The organism is Paenibacillus sp. GCM10027627 (assembly GCF_042675505.1).
GTDB lineage: Bacteria > Bacillota > Bacilli > Paenibacillales > Paenibacillaceae > Pristimantibacillus.
Genome location: NZ_JBHTHB010000002.1, coordinates 740,594 through 764,520 on the forward strand (window position 1 = coordinate 740,594; position 23,927 = coordinate 764,520).

Sequence of the window (23,927 nt, forward strand, 5' to 3'; positions counted from 1 at the left end):
TTGCCGTTAGCTCAGCTTGGCGGGTACGTCCAGCAATGTCCGCCCAATAAGTTCCTTCAGCACCTCTGGAGTCGGCCCCATAATGGTGCCCGCCTTGCTGTCGCGAATAAGTCTCTCCAGCGGGGAATGCGACGAATAAGCAAAGCCGCCGCATACATTCAAGCTGTATTCCGCCATCCTCATCACCGCTTCGCAAGCCATCACTTTCACTTCAAGCGTGGACACCATATCGATGCTTCCTTGCTCCATCATGCGGCAGACGGTTTGAAGCGACTTTTCCGCTTGGTCGTAAAGAACCTTCATTTTACCCACCGTCTGCTGGACGCTTTGGAATGAGGAAAGGCCCGCGTCAAGATGGGAATAATGGCGCTTCTTAACATATGCGACCGACTGTTCGAAAATCGCTTTGGCGATTCCCAAGTTTAACGACGAGATGCCGATCTGCCCCATTGGAAGCAAAGAGCGCTGAACGATTTTGAAGCCTTCGCCTTCCGTGCCGATAAGCGACTCGCGGTGAACGACGCAGTCCTTCACCGTCATTGGAGCGCTGCAATTGCCGCGCAGCCCCATTCCTTCCCATACGCCGCCGAGAGTAAAACCTTCCGTTTCCCGCTCTAATATAAAGAAGTCGCTTTGCATAGAGTTGGTTGCAAAAGTAGAACGGGTAGACACGACATAAATATCGGCCTCCCCGGCGCTCGTAACCATCGTCTTTTTTGTGTTCAGCACAAAATGGTCGTCGCCCGAACTCTTCGCCTGGCTGACCGGCAGGAAGAAGTAGCAGCCCGATTCCGCTTCGCTGAACGCGATCGTCGCGAGGCATTTGCCCTCCACAATTTGACGCAGCCGCTGCTGAACATAAGGCTGATGCGCCCCATACAGCATGACGGCCGTTGCGGACGTATGCTGAACAAATACTAGAGCGGTAGAAGCGCATGCGCCCGCCAGACGGGTGACGATTTCTTTGTAAAGCGATGGCGTCCCGCCAAGTCCGCCGAGCTCGCGAGGAATCATTAGCCCCAGCAGTCCGGCTTCCGCAAGAGCGGTCATATTTTCACGAGGGAATGAACCTTCCTCGTCGATCCCCTTGGCGTTTGGAGTTAAATAATCGCATATTAAGTCCTCTACCGACTCCAAAATCGCCTCCACATTCGGTACTGTGCCCGTTAGCATGGTTCAACCTCCCAAAAAATAGAAGTAGCGGAGAACCGGGCGTCTATGCACAACACATCAATGTCATAGCCGATTTGAGCCGGTTCTTCTAATTTCCGTACAATTGTATTTCCGAAAACATGCAGGCGGCCTAGCGCGTCGCGGCTTGGTTTGGCGATACGGATGAGCGAATCGTCAAACCGGTTCCATCTTTGCTTGGGCTCAAGCAAAATCGGCTCCTCGCATAGATGCTGGCATTGCCCCCGCGTCCCTTTAAAATGCCGCAGCGCATGGCAAGTTCTGGAGGTGGAAGCGAGCGGAGCTTCGGTGAAACCGTTGACTTGGAATCCTTCGCCGCGCAGCCGGGCAAGTGAAGCTTCCAGTTCAGGCGATAAGTCGACATCGACGGCGCTTACGCCGTAACGTCTCATCGCTTCGGCCATCGCCTCATTGTCGAGATTCAGCTCCCCCCACTGCTGACGAATCAGCTCCGTCTCCTCCGATAACAAATCTTCATGCCATGGACAATTGTAAAAGCTGTAAGCGAGATTTCTGCCAAGCGTCAGCTTCCGATCAAGGCCAAGCGGCATTTGGGAGACGACGCTCAGCGTCCCCCAGTCGTGAATAACTAAGCCGACGGGATACTGGAGCCAAGCCTCTATTTTTTCCATCCATTCGTCAAAATGCGTTTCGAACAAAAGGGGGATTTCCAGATGGACCTCCTTGCCCCAACGCAGCGCCCCTTCAATGGATGCCTCCGACAAGCCCGCCATCTTATGCACGCAGCTCGGATGGCCGACGCCAAGCGAGTCGTAGCCGTCCAAATCACTTTCCCGGAGGCGAGAAAGCTGAGAAGGGTACAGCCTAAGTTCCTTTTTCCCTATTCTCATATCCTGTGGCTTCCTTTCCCGCTAAACGTAACTGCTCGTGACCGGAGTTTCCAAATAGGTACAGCGCTGCTTGTCGCAAAACCGCGGGACCCATTTCATGGTCCACATTAGAAGCTCCCTTTCCATCACTTCAATCTTGGCGCTAACCGGCTTCCGCTCTTCCTCCATATCGAGCCATTGTCTGAATAAGTCAATGACGACGGCCAAAGTGGAAGGGTTCGGCGCTTCCCTGCCGATCAGCTTGATATAGCCAATGCCAGCCCGTTCAAGCTCGCCCAAATTGCATAAGCTGCAATCTGTAGCGGAATCGAGCCAAGCCGTTTGCTCCATCGTATCCCCGCCCGGCAAGGTGGCCCGATAGACGGTTCGAGTACCATCGCCCATTTCCCGATTGTTGGGAGATTCCCACAACCGGCATAGACCGGGCAAGCTGCCGCTGCCGAAGTTGCCCGTCACTTGAAGCTCCAGCCCCTCCGCCTTCCACTTTTGCAGTTCTGGAATCGTAATGGCGTGAGGCACGGTCGCTCGCTGAAACCCCCATTCCCGCAGCAGCCCCAGCATCCCTCGGTTTAACACGGAAAAGCCGGAGCCGGCAATAAACGGAAGGCGAATGCCGGCCGTTTGCAGCAGCTTCGCCCCTTGCAGGGATGAGAGAGCGACATGATCCGCCCCCATCTCCGCCGCAATGGCTACATGCCTGACAAACTCCTCTTCGCAATCTCTCGGCAGCAAAACGGGGTTTGCCATAAACGTAACTTTTACCCCTTGGCGATGGGCTTGCTTGATCATATTGTCCAGCGTATCCTCATCCGGGACATGACCGGGATAGTCGGCTACGGTCTGAAATCTGCCATCCAGTGAAAGCTGGCGGAGCCCCCTTGGCTTTAGGCCGACATAAATTTCGTTTGCGCCAGCCTCTATCATTTCTTTCAACATAAAAGGCGATCTTGCAGGGGCTACAATTTGAATTGCGTTCGCCCCCTATTCAATGCCAACCGGCAGCATTAAGCGCAGGCTCGCGACCCGTTCTTTCACCGCTTCAGCTAGAAACCGGACATCTTCCTCCGTTGTTTCCGGGCCAAAGCTGATCCGAACCGAAGATTTAATTTGATCTTCCGACAGGCCGATGGCGCGCAGCACATGGGAAAGCTTCGTTTCTTTGTTTGCGCTGCAAGCGGAGCCTACCGAAATGGCGATTCCGTACAGCATGCTAAGCTGAGCTGCCAGCGCTTCGCCGCGAACGTCATGAAAGCAAACGTTAACCGTATTGGCGAGCGTGCGGCTCGGATCGGTCGATCCGTTTAAAGAGCAGTTTGTGAGCTCAGACAGCTCCCGAATTAACAATCCTTTAAGGCGCCTGCTTTTTTCGTTTGCTTCATACAGCTTTTCGGACAATACATCAAACGCTTTGCCCATCCCAACAACGGATACGACGTTTTCCGTACCGCTGCGGGCGCCGCCCTCCTGTCCGCCGCCATGGATTAGAGGCTCGAGCTCTATGCCGCTGCGGATAAATAAACCGCCAACCCCTTTTGGTCCGTTAAACTTATGCGCGGAAAAGGAGAGTGCGTCCACTCCTAGCTCGCGTAGGGAAATAGGAACTTTCCCTACAGCCTGCACCGCATCGGAATGGAAAAACAGATGCCGCCGCTTCGCCTCCTCCGCCATTTCCCGGATCGGCTGGATCGTGCCAAGCTCATTGTTGGCAAACATAACGGTAGCGAGCTGCGTATCCGGACGCAAAGCTTTTCTAAAGTCCTCGACCGATACGAACCCTTCCTTGTTCACAGGAAGATAGGTCGCCGAAAAGCCGTGACGCCGCTCCAAATGCTGCACAACTTGCAGGACGGACGGATGCTCCATGCATGTCGTGACAATATGGCCGGGGCGGCCGAAAAACTGGCTCAGCCATCCCTTAATGGCATAATTGTTGGATTCGGAGCCGCCCGATGTAATAACAATTTCCTCCGGCAGTGCAGAAAGCGCGCGCGCTGCGGACGAACGGGCACTGACAACCGCCCCCTTCGCCTTTTCGCCGTACGTATGCTTGCTTGATGGATTTCCGAACAGTTCCAAATGCTCGATCATCCACTTTGCCGTCTCCCGATCAATTGGCGTTGTCGCGTTATAATCGAAATATCGTTCAGCCATTTTACCCTCCTAGGCGGCGGCCCCGTCGAAATGCGAGAATAACTGCGTTAAAATGTCGAGGCAATGACGCTGGGACGGATCTAGCTCCCCCAACATTTCGCTGCGCGCCGAAGCTTCGGTTGCGCAAATATCCCCGATCGATTTCCCTGTAATATATTCGGAAAAAATGCTTGCCGTCGCGATCGACGTCGCGCAGCCGTACGCCTTAAATTTGACATCCGTAATTTTGTCCCCATCGCGCTTCATATGCAGATGAATGGTGTCCCCGCATACGGAATTGCCGATGCTGATCTCATCGTCCCGATCCGCCAGCTCTCCGATATTGCGAGGCGCCGTAAAATGATCCACAATGATGGCATTATACATAACGACTCTCCTCCCGCATCCCGTTTTTTTGGACTAAACGCCGCATGTCAGCCCCTCTTCCGCCTCATCCATGTGCTTCTCCAGATTAATAGCGCAACAGCCGACCTCCGCTCCGGCAACGCGGGAGATGTAAGTCACCTTCTGCCCCGTGCGTCCGCAGCCGCATTCGTTTTCTTTCTCCAAATAAACCAGGTCCTCGGTTTGAATAAATCCAGGGTAGGACAGTGAGATCGGGTCCATAATCGCCAGCACGCCGCGGCGCCCTTGAGGCACCTCTTGCGATAAATCTTTTACGTCGCGGACGGAGAAATAAACCCATGGCGGCACATGCTTGGAATGCTCTTCACACTCAACTGCAAGAATATTCGACTCCACAAGGCCGTACATATCTCTTACTCCGCTCTCTGGAATGCCCAAGTATTCCGCGATTTCGCGGTTGTATTGCTCCCGTGGAATTTCCATGCCGCAAAACCGTTTCCAGCCGCCAAGGTTGATCACCTTAGTCGATTTATCCAGCTTGAGACGGATGTCGTTTTCTTTTAAGTAATTGATCAGCTTATACACAAGGAACGGAGGTCCAACAATGTGGCGGGTATGGACGCCTTCCCAGTTTTGCAGTGTCTCGATCGCTTCCTTCGGTTTAAAAGAAGCCCGTTTGACCAAACATTTGGTAGCGTCGAACAGACCGCTTAACATATTGAGCACCTTCACCATGCCCATTTCAGGCATCTCTTCCGGGGAAGGAAACAAAAAGAGGCCAGCACCTTTGGAAAATTGGAACAGCTCGCGATACATAGCGTAGATGCCAAATGCTGCCCGGCTGACAGATTGCGAATCTCTGCGCGAAACGGAAGGAATGCCGCTCGTGCCCGTACTGCGCATCTCGAACTCCACTTCGCTGAGCGGCTTCGTCATCAGCAAATGAGAATCCGCCTGCTTAAAATTGGCTACTGGAATAAGGGGAATTTTGTTGATGTCGGCAAAGCCTTGAACCTGCTCCGGCGAAACGCCTTTTTCATCGCAAATTTTGCGGTAAAATGTGTTGTTTTCATAGTGATATTTGAAGTTGTCCGCCATCAAATACCCTGTCAGCTCCTCAGCGTCGCTCCGTTCCCATTGGAACATTTCTCGCGTCGAAGCGGCCACCATGCTTACCGGATCCAGGTTCAAATCTTTCATGTTTTGAAATAACTCTTTCATTTTCGACATCATACGACCTCCCAAATAATAGCATTAATAGATCACGTTTCTAAGATTACCATACGATTTACAGCCCCTTCTATCCGTATCCTACGCATCTTTTGGCGGGTACTCCCACCCTCGAAATTGCGCGATCACGCAAATTGTAAGACTTTTCCTAAAGCCTGCATGTTTACCTGTACGGCCCGATAATCCCCCTCTGAATGCCCTGTACGACGGCGCCAACGCGAGAATCAACGCCTAGCTTGGCGAGAATGCTGGTGATGTGGTTTTCGACCGTTCTTTTGCTCACGTCCAAATATTCGGCAATCTGCACATTCGTCCACTCCTTGGCGATCAGCCCTAGCACCTTCACCTCGACAACGGACAATCTTTCTTTTCGCCCCGCAAGATGATAGCTTTCCGGGATGAGCATATGGCCAAACATGCTTTGCCTAATCGCGTTTACAATATGTCCATACGGGGATTCCTTGCTTATAAAAGCGTACACGCCAAGCTCAAACGCCGTTTTCATATATTCTTCGTAATAATATCCTGTAAGCATAATCATCTTAATTTCACTGCCGTATCTGGCCCGCACCGTTCTGGCGAGATCGAATCCGCTTGTTGTTTTCATACACACGTCTGTGACAATCAGGTCGGGCCAAACCCCTTTTTGCAGCTGCTCCAGCACAGCTTCCCCATCTTGGAAAACGCCGAGCACCCGAATATCCTGCTCCTGCTCCAAGCAGCCCTGCAATCCCTTGGTGACCATCGGATGATCGTCCACTAAATAGACGCTTGTTATCCCCACCTTACGCTCCCCCTTCCAGCAGCGGAATTTGAAACGTCACCTTCGTTCCTTCGCCCAATTTGGACAAGATATTCATCGTCCCTCCCATGCCGTGAATTCGTTTTAATGCCGTCATCAGTCCAAAATGATTGCCTCTCATCGTTTCCTTCATTCTTCTTGGCACATCAAATCCGACTCCGTTGTCCCTGATTTCGCATACAAGCATTTGTCCGGAAGGCTCAATTCGGATAAACATCCGGCTTGCTCCGGCATGCTTAAGCGCATTGGTCACTAGCTCTTTTAAAATGCGGAACAGACTCACTTTAACCTCATAGGGCAATCGTTCTTCCTCTACCTGCCCAAATTCCCATTCTATCGCGACGTTATGCCGGCTTTTCGTTTCCCTGACCAGCCAATTCATAGCCGATTTCAAACCAAGATCCTCAATCATCGACGGATAAAGATCCGAACAAAGCTCCCTCACGTCATAAATAGCGTCTTTCATCGATTCCAGCAAAACGTTTGGTCCAGCAGCGGCAGACTTTCCGAAGTCGCCCGCTTTTTCCAAATCGCGCAGCATAAAAATAAGATTTTGTAAAATTTGATCATGCAAATGAGAGGATACGCGCTGTTTTTCCTGCTCCTGCGCCCGAATCAGCAATTGGCACGCGAGCGAAGGATCAAGCCATTCTTTGTCCGTGTGATGACCTCGCCCCGAAGGGCAGTTCCCTTCCGTCCCCTGTCCCAGCATCTCTCTCATATGGACGTCAATATTCAGCTCGCTTCGCTTGGCAATTGCGTATAAAAAGATCAGCGGCAGCACCAAATAAGAAAACATACTGACCTCAAGCATCAAAATCGGTTTTTCGTTCAGCTCTTCCGGCAAAAAAGTAAACAGAAGCGGCACAAACAAAGCAAGACAAGTGCCTGCCAGAAGAATAACGGACATTGCCCGATTAGCGGCAATTGTCATTTTCGCCATGTTGCGGACCGCAATGCCTATTCCGATCAGAAACGACAGCCCGATGCAGAGCGGCAAGCCATACCGGAAAAAAGCAATCATCGCGGACGATGAAAAATCAGCCGATACATATAAAAGTATTGCAGCCGTGTAAAGAAATCCAACTGCCAAACCAAATGTTCTGGCCGCAGCCAATAGAGGCGATTTGGACGGCACGGGAAATCTGCTTAATAAAGCGAGCAGCAGCGAAGGAATCCATGCCGCCGAAACAATATGCGCCACCTTGGCCAGCCAAATCCCGCTGCTTGCCGGGAAAGCCGTTAATACAACAAGGGCCGATACTTGATTCAGCGCCAAAAAGATTTCAAATATTTTCGAAGGCGACTGCTTGCATTTATAAAGCGCATAGTTGCCTACCATCCAAATAAACAGCGCCAAAACCACATAAGGCAGCGCCCCATGCACGGACTGCGGCTTCAGCCAGTCGTTGATGATGATGCGTACAATCTCGCCTTCCGGCTTCAGGAATGAGGCGTGTTTAAACCCTTCTGCAATATGCCATCTGCTCACGTTATCGTTAAGGCTCGGGTCTCTCCCATTGATCTGCAGCAAAATATCGCCCTTTTCGATGCCGTAGTGTGCACTGACTCCGCATTCCTTATCCACTTTGGACACAACCCAGTAGTTGCCGCGATTTTCGATATAAATGCCCATAAACGGATGTGCGTGCATCTGGACGCAAACATAAATCAACAACGCCGGAAATAAAGCATGGATAAACCAAAGAGCCTTCATTAAAATCGGTTTTTTCGAAAAAACACGGAATCGCATAGACCTCACCTTACAAAAGGAAGTGGTTATTGCATAAATCATGCTTTTCTATACGCCGTTCGCAAAAGAATACTGCCTGCCTTGCCTGTGGAGGAACGGTTTTTTGACTACCCTTCATTCAACTCCTTTGCTCTGAAAATAGAAACTTCATGATCTGGTTGGCTATTGTTCACCCTTTCTTAATAAACTCCCGAAACATATGAATGATTACTCATATGTGCATTTAATATCATATTAACCATTTCTATTACTGGTGTCAATTGGCAAAAACAAAAGAGATTGGACTCGTTTCCCTCTTCTTGAGGAGGGGCAAGCCAATCTCTTTTTTTGCGCGAAAAGCACTCTCTGCTAAGTTTATATAGTAGGATGGGAAAACAATTCAAGCTCCTCATAGTCATACCACATTTTCCCATGCTGTGGAAACTTTCCATTCGTTAACCCTTTGCCAACTTTGTAGGTAGGTCGCCCATCAATTATTTTCAGCACTTTTTTTATCCGCTGCGCGTAAAGTTCCTTTACTTGTTCTTTTACTTGTTCCTCTAGCTTCTGCTCCTCATTTTTAGAAGACTTTTTAACTCCAAGACTTGGATATCCACCCCATGCGAGGATGATTTTATCCGTATTGGTCAATGAATCAACAATGGTTTCAATCTCTTTGTCATTTCGGGAATACTCTCCTGATTTCCCCGTTAATTGCTTAATATTATTTTTAAAATCAATGTTCTTAAATGTTGATCCATATATAGGAAAGAGGTTAAGAATGATAAGCTTTGAAAATTTCTCTTGTCTTTTAAAAATGTAATCACAGACGTGATAGATTGTATCGTCAGACAATAACTTTTTGTTTGTTTCATCAATAATGCCCGCTTTACTTGGATTTTTCATAATAACTACAGCCGTTGGACCAGCGACTTTCCTCTTAAAGAAAATAGTTAAGGAATACCTATACTCATCATTGTTATGAATCGTCTTAGGATTTGTTGCAATTTTTTTATCATCAACAAATGAAGAAAAATAAACACTTTTATTCATTTTTTTGTTCCTTTCACATTTTTATTCATCACTTTTAATATATCACTTGAAAAAGAAAAAAGAGAGCTGGGCGTTATCCCACTCTCTTTTCAATGTTTATGTTTGGCTAATCAAACGCTGCCGCTGAGCCTCAAAAAGCAAAACCGTCGTTGCCATCGCTACATTCAGCGATTCGGAACTGCCCGACATCGGAATGATGACCGATTCGTCTACCAGCTTTCTTATATCCTCGGAAAGGCCTTCCGATTCACCACCCATAATGAGCCAAGTTGGCTGCAACCAGTCATAGCTGTAACAGCTATGCTCCGCTTGCAAGCTGGTCCCGATCGCTTTTGAACCTTCCAGCTTAGCTTTTGGGAGCAGTTCCTGCAAATCCCCCTGTACAATTGGCAAATGGAATAAAGAACCCATTGTCGAACGAACCGTTTTGGGATTGTAGAGATCAACGCATCCTTTGCCCAAAACAACCGCATCGGCTCCTGCCGCATCCGCGCTGCGGATAATGGTGCCCACATTTCCGGGATCGCGTACTCCGTCTAATGCAACGACCAAACGCTTGCTTTTAAACAGCGTTTCTTCTTTGACCTCAATTTTTCGTAAAACGGCAAAAATAGGCGGCGGTGTATCCGTTCCCGTACATTTCCCTATAACCGTTCGGGACGCTGCAATCCAGTTCGCAGGAAAATCGCTATATGGCGCTCCGTCCAGTTGTTGCGGAATTCCCTTTTCGTCATCGTATATGATTGTTTCGACACCAGCGCCCGCTTGAATGGCATCCTGAATAAGATGAACTCCCTCAATGATAAAAAGACCAGTGCGATCCCGATTTTTTTTGTCTAATAAGGATGCCCATAGCTTCACTTTTTCATTCTGTGGCGAACCAATAAATAAATGGTTGTTGTCATACATTCCGTTTTCACCTTGCCCCATTCCGCTTGTTTTCTAATGTCCAGTATAGCATAATCCGTCAGCTTAAGCGGCGGATGGCCATTCTCTACAGCGGGTATAATAACGAAGCACTATTTCTACATTCCGCGGGAGGTAATGTCCATTGCAAAACATCGATCTTCGCCAAGCCATTATTAACCGTGTTCAGGACAATTCTAAAGAGCAATTAACGGAAGTAATTGAAGGCTCCGTCGATCATGACGAGCGGACGCTGCCCGGCCTTGGTGTCTTATTCGAAATGATTTGGAAACAATCGAACGAAACGGAGCAAACTCATTTGGTTGAATCGCTTTACGAACATTTGCATCCTAACGATGCCGGAGCTAACCCTTCGTAATCCAATGAGTTGGCTGGCTGGTTCATTAGAATCGGCCAGCTTTTCCTGTCAGAAACCACTAGACCACCCGACACGCATCCTTTCGAGCAATTAGTTGGGTCAGAAACCACTAGACGCTCGAAATCGGTGAGCGAGCATCGCCAAATAAAACGACCGCAGGATCATTCCTGCGGTCGTTTGGTCATTTCATATTAGAGCAACTATCAGTTCTTCTTCAAAGCGCCCAAAATAGAAATCGCTTCAGCTCTTGTAAGTCCAGCATCCCCATTAAACGGTTTATCTTTTGCTTTGAACCATTCAACGCCTGCTTCTCCCAGAGCTTTGACGGACGGCTTCGCCCAGGCCGGAATGGAAGCATCGTCGGAGAATGGCGTGCCGCCTTCGGAACCTTTAAGCTTCATTGCCGCAGCAAGCACTACGGATGCTTCCGCTCTTGTCAGCTTGTTTTTCGGCTGGAAGCCAAGCTCCGTCAGCCCGTTCCAAAGTCCTTCGTGAGAGGTTAGTTGTACGGATCGCTTGGCCCAAAGAGCGATTCCGTTAGCATCAGGGAACGCGACTTCTGGGGCATCGCCGTCCAGCTTCAAGGCCTTAGCAAGCATAACCGCAAATTCGGAGCGGGATACGACTTCGTTCGGTTTGAAGCTGCCGTTCGGATATCCGTTTACAATTCCTTCAGACAAAGCTTGTTTAATCTCTTTTTCCGCCGGGTGGCCAGAAATGTCGGTCGATGCCATACCCGTTGGCGACCACCAGTTGCCGGATACGACGATCATGCTGAGCAATCGGATGGAGTTACCGTAGTAGTAACGCCATTCTGCACTTGTCGGGTTAACGGCATCCGTATGATAATCCCACAGCTGGTTCAGCCATTGCTGATTGTCCTTATGAATAATAGCGCTCACCATAAACGGAGCAGTATAATCCAACCCGCCATCCCATTCGCTCAGTTTTGTTTTGCCGTCAAGCGTATAGCCGGACCAAATTTGAGAGGGAGTATCATGATTTTTTTGCAAAAATTTATTGATGGAAGACAGCTGATCATAAGCTCTCTTGTCGCCGGTGAGCAAGAAATCGGATGTAATGCGCCATGGTGTACGGCATGAGTTGTAATTGTAAGCGCCGTCGAATTCCGACTCCAAGAAATGGCCGCTTTCCGTTTCCCATTTAAACTCGTTGACCGGCTTATATTTTCCATCCGCAGGATCTCTATAGGCGAAGTCAGGCAGCAAGCCTGTTTTCGGGCTATAATTTTTGTACAAATCGTTTACGATCCCGTAAGTGTTGTCAATGACTTTAAGCCAGCGCTCGTCGCCCGTAGCTTTATAAAATTCCTTCAAATGTTGAAGCATAAAATCAGAAGGACGTGTAGCCGGTTTAAAGCTAGGCTCGCTATCGGAGGTACTCACCCAATCTCCTAACTGCAAATGGAAGTTTTCCGGATGAACCTCGCTCTGCATAATCGCGTTGATTACTTTAATGGCCTCCCCGCGATAGTCGATTGCCCCGTCGCTTCCCCATTGTTTGTCCGCCAAAAGCAAAGCGTAAGCAATATCCATATCGCCGTCGATCGCGGAGTCCGTACCATTTACATCGATAATTTTCCCGTCGCGATCAGCTTGCTGCCAAGCCATCAGATCAGGGTTAATATGGCTAGGATGCGCACGGAAGTAGCTATGCATGCCGTCAAATATTTTTTTGGCATCACGATCGTATCCCGCCATAATCGCCGTAATCATCATTCCGTAGCCATGCGCTTCGGAAACGGTAATGGCATCGCCGTTCCAGCCGCCGTCATTGTACCAAACATAGTACTGGCTTTTGTCATAAGGATTGGCTCTCACATATTTCTTTTTCCATTCATCGTATAGAAGGCCAACTTCCGCATCCATCCCCTTTTGAGTAACGTGGCTCGGTTTAATGGAGCCTTCCGCATAGGTCATGTGCTGAGGATACGGTCTATTCGGCTGGTCTTTTTTAGCGGTTGTTGTCCCGGAGGCGGCATAGCTTATCGGAATAAACAATAGAGATAAAACGAGCGAAACGACCAACACCATTACCGTAATAATAAGGGCTGGAGGGTAAGGCTTATAAGTATCGCGAATCTTCATGTTAGACACTGCCTTTCGCTTTAGTATGGAAATCTAGAAGTTTATACGCTTAAACTTCATTGACGCAATGAGTCTTTTACTTTCTGGAATGTCCATTCCTCCTTTTTGAAAGCGCTTATAAAGTTATTGTAAAATCATGTTAATTGAATGTCAATACAAAAATTAAAGCGTTTAAACTTTAATGTTCTTAACCTCTTATTTCTTGCTTCCTAACCTCAAGCCAGGCCATCCATTCCATCCGTTAAAATAACAAACGCAGACGAAAAAAAGCTGCCGAGCGAACTCGACAGCTTGGTAGCAGCTTAAGCAACTGCAATCATCTTATGTTAAAATGGATATTTCATTAGGCTGCTTTAACCGCAGCTCCTGCTGCTTCCCCTTGGGCCTGCTGCAAAAGGGCCGCGTAAATTTGATCGATCGGGGTAGTAAGCGATGTGTACAGGATAGCGGCCAGCTCTTCGCGAGTGAGCGCCTTTTTCGACTGGTAGTCAGTTGCGCCATCTTTCGAAATTTTCACTTCTGGACCATGATAGCCGAACGCAACCATCATTTGAACGGCCGGCACGGCCCATTTATCGGTTTTACCTGCCAATTTAATTCCTTGGAATGCTTCCGGCTCATATTGCCCGGCCAGCAATCTCCACATCATAACGGCAGCCTCTTGACGGGTAATCACTTTGTTCGGGTGGAATTTCCCTTTTCCATTGCCATTTACCATACCAAGCTCGTATGCCTGTTGAATAAATGCAGCGGCAGCATGTCCCTCTAAGTCAGTGAAAGCCAGCTCTTCGGTTTCACTGCCTTCTAACCCAATAAATCCAAGCAACTGCTGCACGTACTCCGCTCTTGTTACGTTTTGCTGAGGCTTAAAGCTGATGGCAGCATCATTAGGGTAGTAGCCAAGAGATTGCAGTGTATGGATCATATTAGCGTAAGGAGAGTCCGCTTTCACATCGGCAAATCCTGCTGCTGTCGCGCCTTTCTGCGCGTAGCCCAGCGGATTCAAATACGGCTCTTTCATATACTGCACTTTTCCGTTCTTATCCAGCTGGAATGCGGTAAATTGTTTCGTTAAAGTGTCGATAAACAAATTATCGTCCACTTGCTTAAGCGCGCGCGGCCCCAAAATAGAGTCCGAAATAATCAAATCGCCTACTCCGTCCGGATCAACGGAAGAGATGAGCAGTTGAAGACGAAGATCGGAATAAAAGCCTTTGAATTCCGCCAGTTGCTTCTCGTTCGGCTCAAACGCTTCAAATAAAGCCGCCGAAGCGTATTGCGGGAAAAACGTCGAAATGAACTGCGGGTAGAACAAATTGCGCAAAATGCCTGTTTGGTTGTACGTTATAAACACGCCCGTATTTTGTTCAGGGATAAGGAATAAATAAGAGCTGTTTCCGGGCAAATCCCCGGCTTTTGTAATCACTTTTTTGCTGCTTCCGGCTTCAGGCAACTGCATGGCCGCTTCAAAGCCATAAGTTGTATTAGGCAAAAGCGAGTGAATTTCCGAACGGTATTCTTCCATCGATGCAACTGTCTTTTCCGACAAAATGCGGTTTGCGCCAGTCGCCCCGCCGTTCAAAAAGGCAATCATATATTTGCCGATATCTTCGGCTGTGCTAAGCATGCCGCCATGCGGCATAACGGTTGGCGTTACCGTGTAAGGCTCTATCGGCTGATGATCGGCTGTGTAGCCAACAGCCACTTGGCTTTTCAGCTTGCCGTGATTGAGGAAATCGCTGTTGTTCATGCCTAGCGGCTTAAACACGTTTTGCTCCATATATTGCTCGAACGGCTGACCGCTCACATTTTGGACAATAAGGCCAACGAGCATGGAGGCAAAGTTGTCATACATATAAGAGGCTCCCGGTTCGCGAACGACAGGAGGCATATTTTCTCTTACGTAATCGTCAATATCGACGACCTTTTCAAAATCGTTATGTATGTCCCCCGGCTTTGGATCGCGAATCTCAAATCCCGTTGTATGAGTCAGCAAATGCTCAATCGTAACCGGTTTGCCGAACGGGTTGCTGAATTTCAAATCCTTCACATATTTCGTAAAATCGTCCTGCAACCCCACTTTGCCCTGTTCGACTAGCTGCATCATAGCCGTTGCCGCAAACGTTTTGGATACCGAAGCGACGCGGAAGACGGTCGAAGCCGGATCTACGGGCTTCTTTTTCTCTTGATCGGCATAGCCATAACCTTTTTGGGCAAGCACTTTTCCGTCTTTGACCACAACAACGGATGCGCCTACATAATTTTGCTTTGCCATTTCGCTAGAGAAAAATTGATCCAGAAAAGTAGTCGCGCTCGTGGAATCGAGTTCTTTCCCTCTCGCGGCATCCGCTGCGGCAGATGCACCGATCGCCGGAACCATAAGGCTGAGCGACAATACTGCCGCCGTTACCGTTTTGACTAAACGGTTGGGCTTTTGCAATACAAATAGCTTCCTCACTTCTGACTCACTCCATTTCTATAATTTCATCCCTATTCTATTACGTAAAAAATGACATCACGTTTCATAGATTATGACAATAGAAGAAGCTAGCCCCAATATAATGATAGGACTAGCTTCTTTTATAAACCTATTAAATTCCAGCTTTACCTATCAAAAGAATTCATTAAATGTAGAAATCAATTAATAGGTTACCCCTGCAATTTTTGCGGTAGCATCTTTGAGCAGCAAGTATGCGTCGCCGTTTGTCAGCTTTGTTTTATCTTTAATAAGTGCCAGCGTCTCTTCTTTAATGACGCCATCTGCGATCAGACGCTCCAAAGCGCCTTCCCGCTTCGCTCCCTCGTTCATGGAAAGAGAAATCGTATAGGCCGCTTGCTCAAGAGTGAGCACTACTTTGGCCGGGTCTGCGACATCCTTAACCGCGGCATCCACAGATACTGGGAATGCTGTCGCATGGACTTTCGCCACACCCTTCATATTTTGCATAAAACGTTGAGCGTTTGACTCCGCATCCAGTTGGAAGTCATTTGCGTATGCGCCTTGCGCGATTCCCATCATAGCCGCCGCTTTAAGTCCTTCGTAAGCAGGATGGCTAATAAAGGCATATGGTTTCAATTCCGGCACTTCAAGGTTCATCCCTTGCTCCGTCAGACGCTTCTGTAGCATGTCCACCAAAGACTCCGATGCAGCAAGCTCTCTCAATGTAACATTCGATTCAATAGCTACTTTAACAGCGGCTCCTGCCGCTTGAGCTGTCGCCATGCCTAGAGGGACAACGCGGGCACTGCCATGCGGCAGCGTATCGAAGCTGGATGTTCGGCCAACAACAAGCAAGCCGTCGACTGTCTGTGGCACAAGGGCACGGAACGGCACCCCGTAAAATCTAGGAGCCATAACGACTGTTCCACGATCCGTCTTGGCCGCAGAAGTACTTTGAATATCAATTGGATAAGAACCAAAAGCAATATCATCGTGATGCGTTTTTTGTTCCAGCAAATCTACCATGTTAAGCCTGTACATACCTTCTAAATGTCGGGTTTCACGAATATACAGCTCGGGTGCCATTTCCCCGATTTCGACGTCTTTGAACTCTGGGTACAGCTTTTTCATATGGGCAAGCATGAGCGGAAGCTCTTTGCGGGCAATTTCGTACGCTTCTTCTCTCGATTTTGGATCAAAAGGATCAATGCCGAAAATTTGAATGGAATTGGACAACATCGTTCCATCGTTTTGACGTCCCAAATTGAGGCCGCGGGAACGGATACGCTCCGGGTTGGACGACGGATAATCCCACATTTCGATATAGCCCCAAGCGCTTTGCTCGTTTGCGCCCGTTCCTGCATATTCGTCTCCGTTCAGTCTAGCTTTCACTTTACCCCATACTTCCGGAGTAATATTCGTCAGTTTAAAAACAGGAGTAACCGCCATCAGCAGCTTGGTATCTCCGATATCCTCGCGGCCATAAGTAAACTTTGCGCCTGCTGCTGCCGCGATATCCGCATCCTGTGTAGCATCAATAACGGCTTTTGCTACGATAACTAGCTCGTTGTCTTCAGCCGTTTTCACTTTCACTCCAGTCACTACGGAATCTCCGTTTGCCGATTTCTCGACGACGGGCTCAATTGACTTGGCTCCAAGTCTTACATCAATGTTGCTCTCTTTTTCAACTAGGCTGTGAAAAGCATTCGTTGCCGTCGTAATATCAAACGAGTCGCCTTCGACTTGATCGAACCATTCTTTAAATATACCTTTATTAAAATAGTCGTCTCCGCCCGGCTTCGTCCGGTTCATGTCGAGGCTGTTCAGCCATCCAAGCGTAAACAGACCGCCAAGCACTTTCCGGTCCTTTCCGTCTACCAGCAAAGTTTTCAGTCCATTGCGGGATGCGGATACAGCAGCAGCCACGCCTTCGGGATCAGTACCAACCACGACAACATCATATTGCTCTTTCGGCGCCTCGACTTGAGGCAGCTTCGTAATGGAGGTTGGCGACGGAGTCGGCTTGCTGGTCGTATCCTTCACCTTTTTATTTTGCGTAACAGCTACAACAACAGCGATCGCCGCGATTACCGCAATTCCTGCGATCAATAGAATCTTCCATTTGTTATTTTTCATAATGTTGCTACCCTACACTCCTCTTCCAAATTTCATAGTAGTCTTCTCTAGGTCTCTACTAGTCTACCAAAAAAGTCGACATTTTTCGTTAATATTTTCTTACGATCTTTTAAACAAAAGCAAAAAAATCCTTCCAAAAGGATCAAGTGATCCTTAAGGAAGGATTTTTCGAAAAGGTTTCCTTTATGGCGCCGTCTCCAAAAACTTGGAGGTCGGATTTTTGTCTATGGCCGTTCTCATCGCATATTCGTTTTCAAACAAGGCAACATAATTGCCTTTTTTGTCTTTTACGAGCGTGGAGTTGATCCGGAATTTAGAAGGGTCGATCTTCTCGTCCACTATCCATCTTGCGAATTGGAATGACATCCGGTGCAGTTGAATGTCGACTCCGTATTCCGCGCGCATCCGGTGCTCGAACACCTCAAATTGCAGATGGCCAACTACACCCAAAATCGTTTCGTCGAAGTTGCCGGTAGAATAGAACACTTGAATCGTGCCTTCCTCCGTCAACTGGTCTAGCCCCTTTTGATACTGCTTATGCTTCAGGGCGTTTTTGACCGTTACTTTTGAAAAGATTTCAGGAGAGAAAGTTGGAAGCTCATCGAACTCCACCTCCATACCTTGCGACAAGGAGTCGCCGATACGGAATATGCCCGGATCGAATAGACCGATAATGTCGCCTGGATAAGCTGTTTCGACAATATCCCGGTCCTGAGCCAAAAACTGCTGAGGCTGCGACAGCTTGATCTCTTTTTTGTTGCGTACATGCTTGACGCTCATGCCCCGCTCGAAGCGGCCCGAGCAAATCCGAAGGAAAGCAATCCGGTCACGGTGGGCAGGATTCATATTGGCTTGAATTTTAAATACATAGCCGCTGAACTTCTCGTTCGTCGGTTCAATAGTTCCTTGCACGCTGTTGCGCGAAGTTGGCTTGGGAGCAAGCTCAAGGAAATTTTCCAAAAACGTCTGCACGCCAAAGTTGTTAACCGCACTTCCGAAAAAGATTGGCGTCAGCTCTCCGGCCCGAACTTTTTCGAAATCGAAAGGATCGCCCGCAACATCGAGCAACTCCAGTTCCGAAACAAGCTGATCCGTCAAATAGTCGCCCGCCATCTCGCGAATAACGGGATCGTTATAGTCGGTTACTTTGCGTACTTCAATCGTGGAATGATCGTTTCCTTGAAACAGTTCCACTTGCGATTTCATCCGGTCATAAACGCCGCTCAGCTCACGGCCCATACCGATCGGCCAGTTCATCGGAACAGAGCGAATGCCAAGCACCTGCTCAAGCTCTTCCATTAGCTCAAACGGGCTTTTCCCTTCGCGGTCCAGCTTGTTAATGAACGTAAAGATCGGAATACCGCGCTTGCGGCATACTTGGAACAGCTTAATCGTTTGCGCCTCGACGCCTTTTGCGACGTCAATAAGCATGACTGCGCTGTCCGCAGCGGTTAAGGTCCGGTAAGTATCCTCGGAGAAATCTTGGTGACCCGGTGTATCGAGAATATTGACCCGATGGCCTAAATAGTCGAATTGCATAACGGAAGACGTTACGGAAATACCCCGTTGCTTCTCGATTTCCATCCAGTCGGATGTAGCATGCCGGCTAGCTTTACGCGCTTTAACCGACCCTGCAAGCCGAATAGCTCCCCCAAATAGGAGGAGCTTCTCGGTTAACGTTGTTTTACCTGCGTCAGGGTGGGAAATGATCGCAAACGTGCGTCTTTTGTCCACTTCCTGCGTTATTTCATCTATTATAGATTGACTCATGCTTGACTTCCTTTCACATTCAACGGAACTGTTCACTGCGGCCGGCGGTGTTCTTCCGCCTTATTTGCCGCTGTTCGTTACCCAAATGACGTTGTCTTCTTCCTGGCCGTTGACCGGCCACCAGTGGAAGCCCTCTTCGTCCAGCAATCGATTCGCCGCTTCCGGTCCCCAAGTTCCGGCCGGATAGAAGGCAAGATCGCTTTTTTCCTCGCGCCATGCCTGCGCAATTCGATCCACGAAAGCCCATGCGTGGGATACTTCGTCCCAACGAGTGAAATAAGTGGAATCGCCGCGCGCCGCATCATGAATAAGACGCTCATAAGCTTCCGGCGTATTAATGCCGACCATACAGCTTTGGCAAAACTCCATCGATACGGGCTGAACGTCATTGTCCGCTCCCGGCTTTTTGGCGTTGATTTTAATATAGATGCCTTCCATCGGATTGACCCGAATGACGAGCAAGTTAGGCGCAAGGTCGTGACGCTGTGCAAACAAGACGTTTTGCGGCATCGACTTGAACTCTACAACGACCTCTGTCGTCTTCACCGGAAGACGTTTGCCCGTACGAATATAGAAAGGCACGCCTGCCCAGCGGAAGTTGTCGACAAACACCTTCGCTGCAAAATACGTCTCCGTCGTCGACTCCGCATCCACGGAATCTTCTTGACGGTAGCCCGGCAACGGCTTGCTGCCAAAGCTGCCTTCCGTATATTGCCCGCGTACGACATTGTTGCGGACGTCGTCGCTCGAAGTGTAGCCTCGAAGGGAACGAAGCACCTTTACCTTCTCGTCGCGGATGTCCTCGCCATGCAAACGGCTTGGCGGTTCCATCGCAATCATCGTCAGCATTTGCAGCATATGGTTCTGACCCATGTCGCGGAGCGCTCCGGACTTGTCGTAATAACCGCCCCGCTCCTCAACTCCTACCGTTTCCGAAAGAGTAATCTGTACATTCGCAATATGGTTATTGTTCCACAATGGCTCAAAAAATGCATTGGCAAAACGAATCACTTGAATGTTTTGCACCATTTCCTTGCCCAAGTAATGATCGATGCGGAAAATTTCTTCTTCCTTGAACACTTGGTTCAATTGTTCATTGAGCTTCTCTGCGGAAGGCAGGTCGTAGCCAAACGGCTTCTCAATGACCAACCGGTGCCAGCCTTGCGATTCCAGCAGGCCTCCGTCGCGCAAGTTAAATGAAACCGGCCCGAACAGCGATGGCGCCAGCGCCAAATAGAACAGGCGGTTGCCAGGAATATTGAATTTTTGGTCCAGCTTCGTCGAAAGCTTTTGCAGCTCGCGGAAACCGTCCACATTATTTATGTCAAGCGACATGTAGACGAAATGCTCCGTGAATCGGTTCCAGAGTTCCAGATCATCCGCTTTGTAGCGGCAGAACTCATTGATAGAATCGTACAAGTCGGAGCGGAACTGCTCGTCTGTGCGAGGTCGGCGCGCAAGTCCGACGACCGCAAAGTTTTCAGACAGCTTGCCTTCTTTATATAAGCTAAACAACGCCGGAAAGAGCTTGCGCCGGGCTAAATCGCCTGTCGCACCGAATAAGTAATAAACGGCGCCCTCTGGGGAAATGGATTCTACAGGAGTGTTGTACGTCATATGCCTCATTCTTTCTATTGAATTTTTATACGAAATACATGAAAACCATGTAATGTAGTTTAGCATATTCAACCCTAATCCGCCATTCAACCATCCATAAAAAATACTGATGAGTAGTGCAAATTCTTCTGATCAAATCGAAGGAAGAAGATTTTGCAAACGACAAATGTGCTGATTAAAAATAAGGAGAAGACGAATGGGCATACGTCCATTTAAGCAAAACAAGCCCACCGGGCAAGGAAAAGCGGACAATCGTGTCGTATACATTTGCTCAAGCAACCAAGGAAAAACGCTGGAAAGCGCTCATTTTCGGCCGTCAAAAGCCAAAAAGCATTTTAATAATTCGTTAAGTTTTATGTGCGCAGATGAACAATATTAATCAAACATAGTACAAAATAATGACGTAGTTAATAAAAATATGTTCAAAATGATTAGCTTTTTGATTAGAAATTGATAAAAATCTTTTAAAGCAAAAATTTTCACCCCTTATTAACCACCTTATTAACCCTTAAGGGTTATCGCCAATAGATCCGAATTCCCCAGTCAATAACGGGACCCCGAGCGTAAGCTCTATCCCTTTGCGTTCCGTGTTTTCATGAGCGGATATTTGTACATTTGCGGTTTTTCGGGGGGATAGCTTCTCGCTCAAAAACAACAAATCCGAGCCCAGCGTAGCTACTTGGGTTCCTCCGTCCCGATAGTCATCCAGCAGCTTGCCTTGCGACAGCCTTTGAATTTCTTTGACGGCGTCCTTTTTATCGGTAAAGGCATACGCCTTTATGCTTGACGTAAACTTCGGCTGATGAGCCCCCACCACTCTAGATATTTCCGCAGCAGCCCGCTCCAGTTCCTCCTCACTGCCGCCTTTTGCGCCACCCGACTCTAGGGTTATAAAATACGAGCCCCGCGTCTCCGACCGTTCCGTGAAATGAATAGACACTACCCCTCCAAGTCTGGAAACGTCGCCGCGCATCGTTGCTCCGTCTGTTGTAATTGTTTTGTCCGTTGCTTGGCCTTCCGAATCATAATAAATGGCTTCATCAATAGAATCCAGCATCTGTGCCTCTACATCTTCCGCATTCCATCTAATCTGCCAATCGGCTGTGGCGGAGCCGCCTTCAAACACTTCGTCTCCCCATTTCCAAAGTGTACCCAAATCATAAAGCAATTCATGCTCCGCTTTAACGCTCTTATTGGATTCGGTAAGCGACATAGCGGGTATGATGAGCAAAGGCAGCAAAATCAAGGCAGAGGCAAGCGCCCCTAGCTTTTTATTTGGCGGCTTTTTTCGGCTCTCATTCGGCGCTCCATCCAAATGCGGCTTATTTGTCATTCGATTTGGCATATACATGCTTGTCAGCCCCCTTGTCACAAATAGCTTACACACATCCGCCTACTCCCTGAATACACTGGTTGCAACAAGATGAAAGCAAGGGAGAGAAGCGGAAATGGAACCGATTTATCCGTTAAAACAAGAAGTCATCTCGAATTACTGCGGCCTGCCTGTATGCGCAATACTGAAATCCGGCATCCGATACGTCGGGGTATTGAAACTATGCCGAAACGAACATTTATATATGACGCAAAACCTTTATGGGGGCGGCTGGACGAACGCGCATGAGCCAGATTCGGTGGAAATTCAAAGGCAAGAGGAACCCCCTCAGAATGGGGCTGCTTCTAAAAAAGGCGGTAAACACAAAAAAGCGTCAGCCGCTTCATCCAAACTTTCTACCAGAAAAAGTAAACCATCTCCTAGTAAATACGCTGCTTCAACGCATAATCCTTCATTGGAAAAGGAACCTGTTTTCAACGAGCCGGCGATTAAGCTTCATTTGGATGAGATTCAATTTCTGCTGCCGATCGACTAATCGACATACACGGCCAAAAGCTGAATATTGAACGGGTTGCAGGGACGTATTTCGCCAGGAATCGATAGATATCGCCCCTGCCGTTCGCCAGTCTTTGCAATCTCGTTCCTTTATGCTGGCAGTATCTTGTTGTAGGAGGAAATTAAATAAAATGTCCGGCTACATTCGTTCCATTCGCAACATTGAACAATCGAAACAATATATCATGATCCAGCCGTCGCTACGATCTGCAGCTTATCGTTTGCAGTCATCCGAAATGAACGGGAACGTCCGGTCTTTTGAAGAGCAAGAGGGATACCACAAGGCGGCAGCCAGCGTTGCTTCATGGCTGAATGAGGTAGGCCGAGCTAGTAAAAACATAGATGATCTTTTACAGAAGCTTGGCAGAAACGGGGGGATAGAAGACCGAGCTGTACTGGAATCAAGTCTTGCTCAAATAAAGGGGATAATCCTGCAGTTGGGACAAGTATACCGCTCCCATCAAACTTGGCTTAAGCCCGAAATTTGGGAAGCGATGGAGCTCGCCCTGCGCCATCCTGCCGTTTCGGCGTTTAATCTGAAGGATGAGAAGAGCACGCCCAGCTTCTCGCCCTCGAAGGGGCAAAATAGCGAGCGCGGGAATAGAGAGTCAACTTTTCATCGCACATCCCTTCAAAAGAGGGAACAAATGCTTGATCAATGGGGCAGTCGAGAGTTCGAGCAACAGAGTAATCAAGGGCTCGAGCAATGGAATAATCAAGAGTTCGAGCAATGGAACAATCGAGGACTAGATCAATGGAACAATCAAGGGCTAGAGCAATGGAACAATCAAGGGCTAGAGCAATGGAACAATCAATTGCCAAGTTATAGTTCAGTTCATTCTAAGAGTAGTGCGGATCATTCTAAGAGTCGTGCAGATCATGCGAAGAATAGTGCGGCAAATCAACCTGTAGAAGCTGCGCGAAGATTGTTGTTAGGAGCGGATGGATGGCTTAACGAGCTTAAACACGCGCTGTCGTATTCCGAGCGGTTTAAGCCTGTTGAGCTGCTTCGCCAACCTTTTTTCTCTGCCTACCCGTACGCAATGTACTATGGCTCCGCGCAAGCCTACTTCCCACTTCCAATTCGCGGCGCTGTATTGAATAAATACGTTTAACGGGCAAACACAGGACGACTTCCACCAGGTCCCACGCATCTGCGCCTTGCGAGCTTGTAGTGAACAAATGCATTTATCGGGGTAGCAGAACAACTTCCACCAGGTCCCCCACGTCTACGCCTCGTGAGCTTGTAGTGAACAAATGCATTTATCGGGGCACCAGAACAACTTCCACCAGGTTCCCCACGTCTACGCCTAGTGAGCTTGTAGTGA

The 23,927-nt window shown here is 48.5% G+C and carries 20 protein-coding genes; 4 read left to right on the forward strand and 16 right to left on the reverse strand.

What is annotated here, in order from left to right; genetic code table 11:
- Positions 1-6: 6 nt before the first annotated feature.
- From ACFQZE_RS11370 to ACFQZE_RS11415, 10 genes are all read right to left on the reverse strand, one after another.
- The gene (locus tag ACFQZE_RS11370; protein ID WP_379356844.1) at positions 7-1,173 is read right to left on the reverse strand and encodes an acyl-CoA dehydrogenase family protein; all 1,167 of its coding nucleotides are present in this window, start codon (positions 1,171-1,173) and stop codon (positions 7-9) included.
- Entirely contained in the window at positions 1,167-2,042 is an 876-nt protein-coding gene (locus ACFQZE_RS11375) for a hypothetical protein (RefSeq protein ID WP_379356846.1), read from the reverse strand. Before ACFQZE_RS11375 ends, ACFQZE_RS11370 begins: the two co-directional genes overlap by 7 nt.
- A 21-nt stretch (positions 2,043-2,063) precedes the next feature.
- On the reverse strand, positions 2,064-2,978 hold the full coding sequence (locus ACFQZE_RS11380; RefSeq protein WP_379356848.1) for a U32 family peptidase: 915 nt from the start codon (positions 2,976-2,978) through the stop codon (positions 2,064-2,066).
- Positions 2,979-3,023: 45 nt separating this feature from the next.
- A complete protein-coding gene (locus ACFQZE_RS11385; protein ID WP_379356850.1) occupies positions 3,024-4,193 on the reverse strand; it encodes a cysteine desulfurase family protein in 1,170 nt (389 codons plus the stop codon).
- A gap of 9 nt (positions 4,194-4,202) precedes the next feature.
- Positions 4,203-4,559 carry an iron-sulfur cluster assembly scaffold protein gene (locus ACFQZE_RS11390; RefSeq protein ID WP_379356852.1) on the reverse strand — a complete coding sequence of 119 codons (357 nt, stop codon included), beginning with the start codon at positions 4,557-4,559 and terminating at the stop codon, positions 4,203-4,205.
- Positions 4,560-4,592: 33 nt separating this feature from the next.
- Positions 4,593-5,771 (reverse strand): LuxE/PaaK family acyltransferase, encoded by a 1,179-nt coding sequence (locus ACFQZE_RS11395; RefSeq protein ID WP_379356854.1) that lies wholly within the window; start codon positions 5,769-5,771, stop codon positions 4,593-4,595.
- 160 nt (positions 5,772-5,931) lie between these two features.
- Positions 5,932-6,552, reverse strand: coding sequence for a response regulator transcription factor (locus tag ACFQZE_RS11400; RefSeq protein WP_379356856.1), 621 nt, complete (start codon positions 6,550-6,552; stop codon positions 5,932-5,934).
- A 1-nt stretch (position 6,553) separates the two neighbouring features.
- Positions 6,554-8,323, reverse strand: a complete 1,770-nt coding sequence (locus ACFQZE_RS11405) for a sensor histidine kinase (protein ID WP_379356858.1) — start codon at positions 8,321-8,323, stop codon at positions 6,554-6,556.
- A gap of 354 nt (positions 8,324-8,677) precedes the next feature.
- Positions 8,678-9,355, reverse strand: a complete 678-nt coding sequence (locus tag ACFQZE_RS11410; RefSeq protein WP_379356860.1) for a DUF1643 domain-containing protein — start codon at positions 9,353-9,355, stop codon at positions 8,678-8,680.
- Between the two features lie 96 nt (positions 9,356-9,451).
- Positions 9,452-10,264, reverse strand: coding sequence for a TrmH family RNA methyltransferase (locus ACFQZE_RS11415; RefSeq protein ID WP_379356862.1), 813 nt, complete (start codon positions 10,262-10,264; stop codon positions 9,452-9,454).
- A 142-nt stretch (positions 10,265-10,406) separates the two neighbouring features.
- Here ACFQZE_RS11415 and sspI point away from each other — a divergent pair, with 142 nt between their 5' ends.
- Positions 10,407-10,640 (forward strand): small acid-soluble spore protein SspI, encoded by a 234-nt coding sequence (gene sspI / locus ACFQZE_RS11420; protein ID WP_379356864.1) that lies wholly within the window; start codon positions 10,407-10,409, stop codon positions 10,638-10,640.
- A 203-nt stretch (positions 10,641-10,843) separates the two neighbouring features.
- Here the strand turns inward: sspI and ACFQZE_RS11425 are convergent, their stop codons facing one another.
- The 5 genes from ACFQZE_RS11425 to zwf form a co-directional block, all read right to left on the reverse strand.
- The gene (locus ACFQZE_RS11425) at positions 10,844-12,748 is read right to left on the reverse strand and encodes a glycosyl hydrolase family 8 (RefSeq protein WP_379356866.1); all 1,905 of its coding nucleotides are present in this window, start codon (positions 12,746-12,748) and stop codon (positions 10,844-10,846) included.
- Positions 12,749-13,091: 343 nt separating this feature from the next.
- A complete protein-coding gene (locus tag ACFQZE_RS11430; protein ID WP_379356868.1) occupies positions 13,092-15,206 on the reverse strand; it encodes a serine hydrolase domain-containing protein in 2,115 nt (704 codons plus the stop codon).
- A gap of 183 nt (positions 15,207-15,389) precedes the next feature.
- Positions 15,390-17,324, reverse strand: a complete 1,935-nt coding sequence (locus tag ACFQZE_RS11435) for an FAD-dependent oxidoreductase (RefSeq protein WP_379356870.1) — start codon at positions 17,322-17,324, stop codon at positions 15,390-15,392.
- A 183-nt stretch (positions 17,325-17,507) separates the two neighbouring features.
- Positions 17,508-19,094 (reverse strand): peptide chain release factor 3, encoded by a 1,587-nt coding sequence (locus ACFQZE_RS11440; protein WP_379356872.1) that lies wholly within the window; start codon positions 19,092-19,094, stop codon positions 17,508-17,510.
- Positions 19,095-19,154: 60 nt separating this feature from the next.
- Positions 19,155-20,711, reverse strand: a complete 1,557-nt coding sequence (zwf, locus tag ACFQZE_RS11445; protein WP_379356874.1) for a glucose-6-phosphate dehydrogenase — start codon at positions 20,709-20,711, stop codon at positions 19,155-19,157.
- Positions 20,712-20,907: 196 nt separating this feature from the next.
- Here zwf and ACFQZE_RS11450 point away from each other — a divergent pair, with 196 nt between their 5' ends.
- Complete coding sequence (locus tag ACFQZE_RS11450) at positions 20,908-21,090, forward strand: hypothetical protein (RefSeq protein ID WP_379356876.1); 183 nt, start codon at positions 20,908-20,910, stop codon at positions 21,088-21,090.
- 129 nt (positions 21,091-21,219) lie between these two features.
- Here ACFQZE_RS11450 and ACFQZE_RS11455 read toward each other — a convergent pair whose 3' ends face one another.
- Positions 21,220-22,062 (reverse strand): hypothetical protein, encoded by an 843-nt coding sequence (locus ACFQZE_RS11455; RefSeq protein ID WP_379356878.1) that lies wholly within the window; start codon positions 22,060-22,062, stop codon positions 21,220-21,222.
- Between the two features lie 97 nt (positions 22,063-22,159).
- Here ACFQZE_RS11455 and ACFQZE_RS11460 point away from each other — a divergent pair, with 97 nt between their 5' ends.
- Positions 22,160-22,579, forward strand: a complete 420-nt coding sequence (locus ACFQZE_RS11460) for a hypothetical protein (RefSeq protein WP_379356880.1) — start codon at positions 22,160-22,162, stop codon at positions 22,577-22,579.
- 151 nt (positions 22,580-22,730) lie between these two features.
- Positions 22,731-23,714, forward strand: coding sequence for a hypothetical protein (locus tag ACFQZE_RS11465; protein WP_379356882.1), 984 nt, complete (start codon positions 22,731-22,733; stop codon positions 23,712-23,714).
- Positions 23,715-23,927 lie beyond the last annotated feature (213 nt).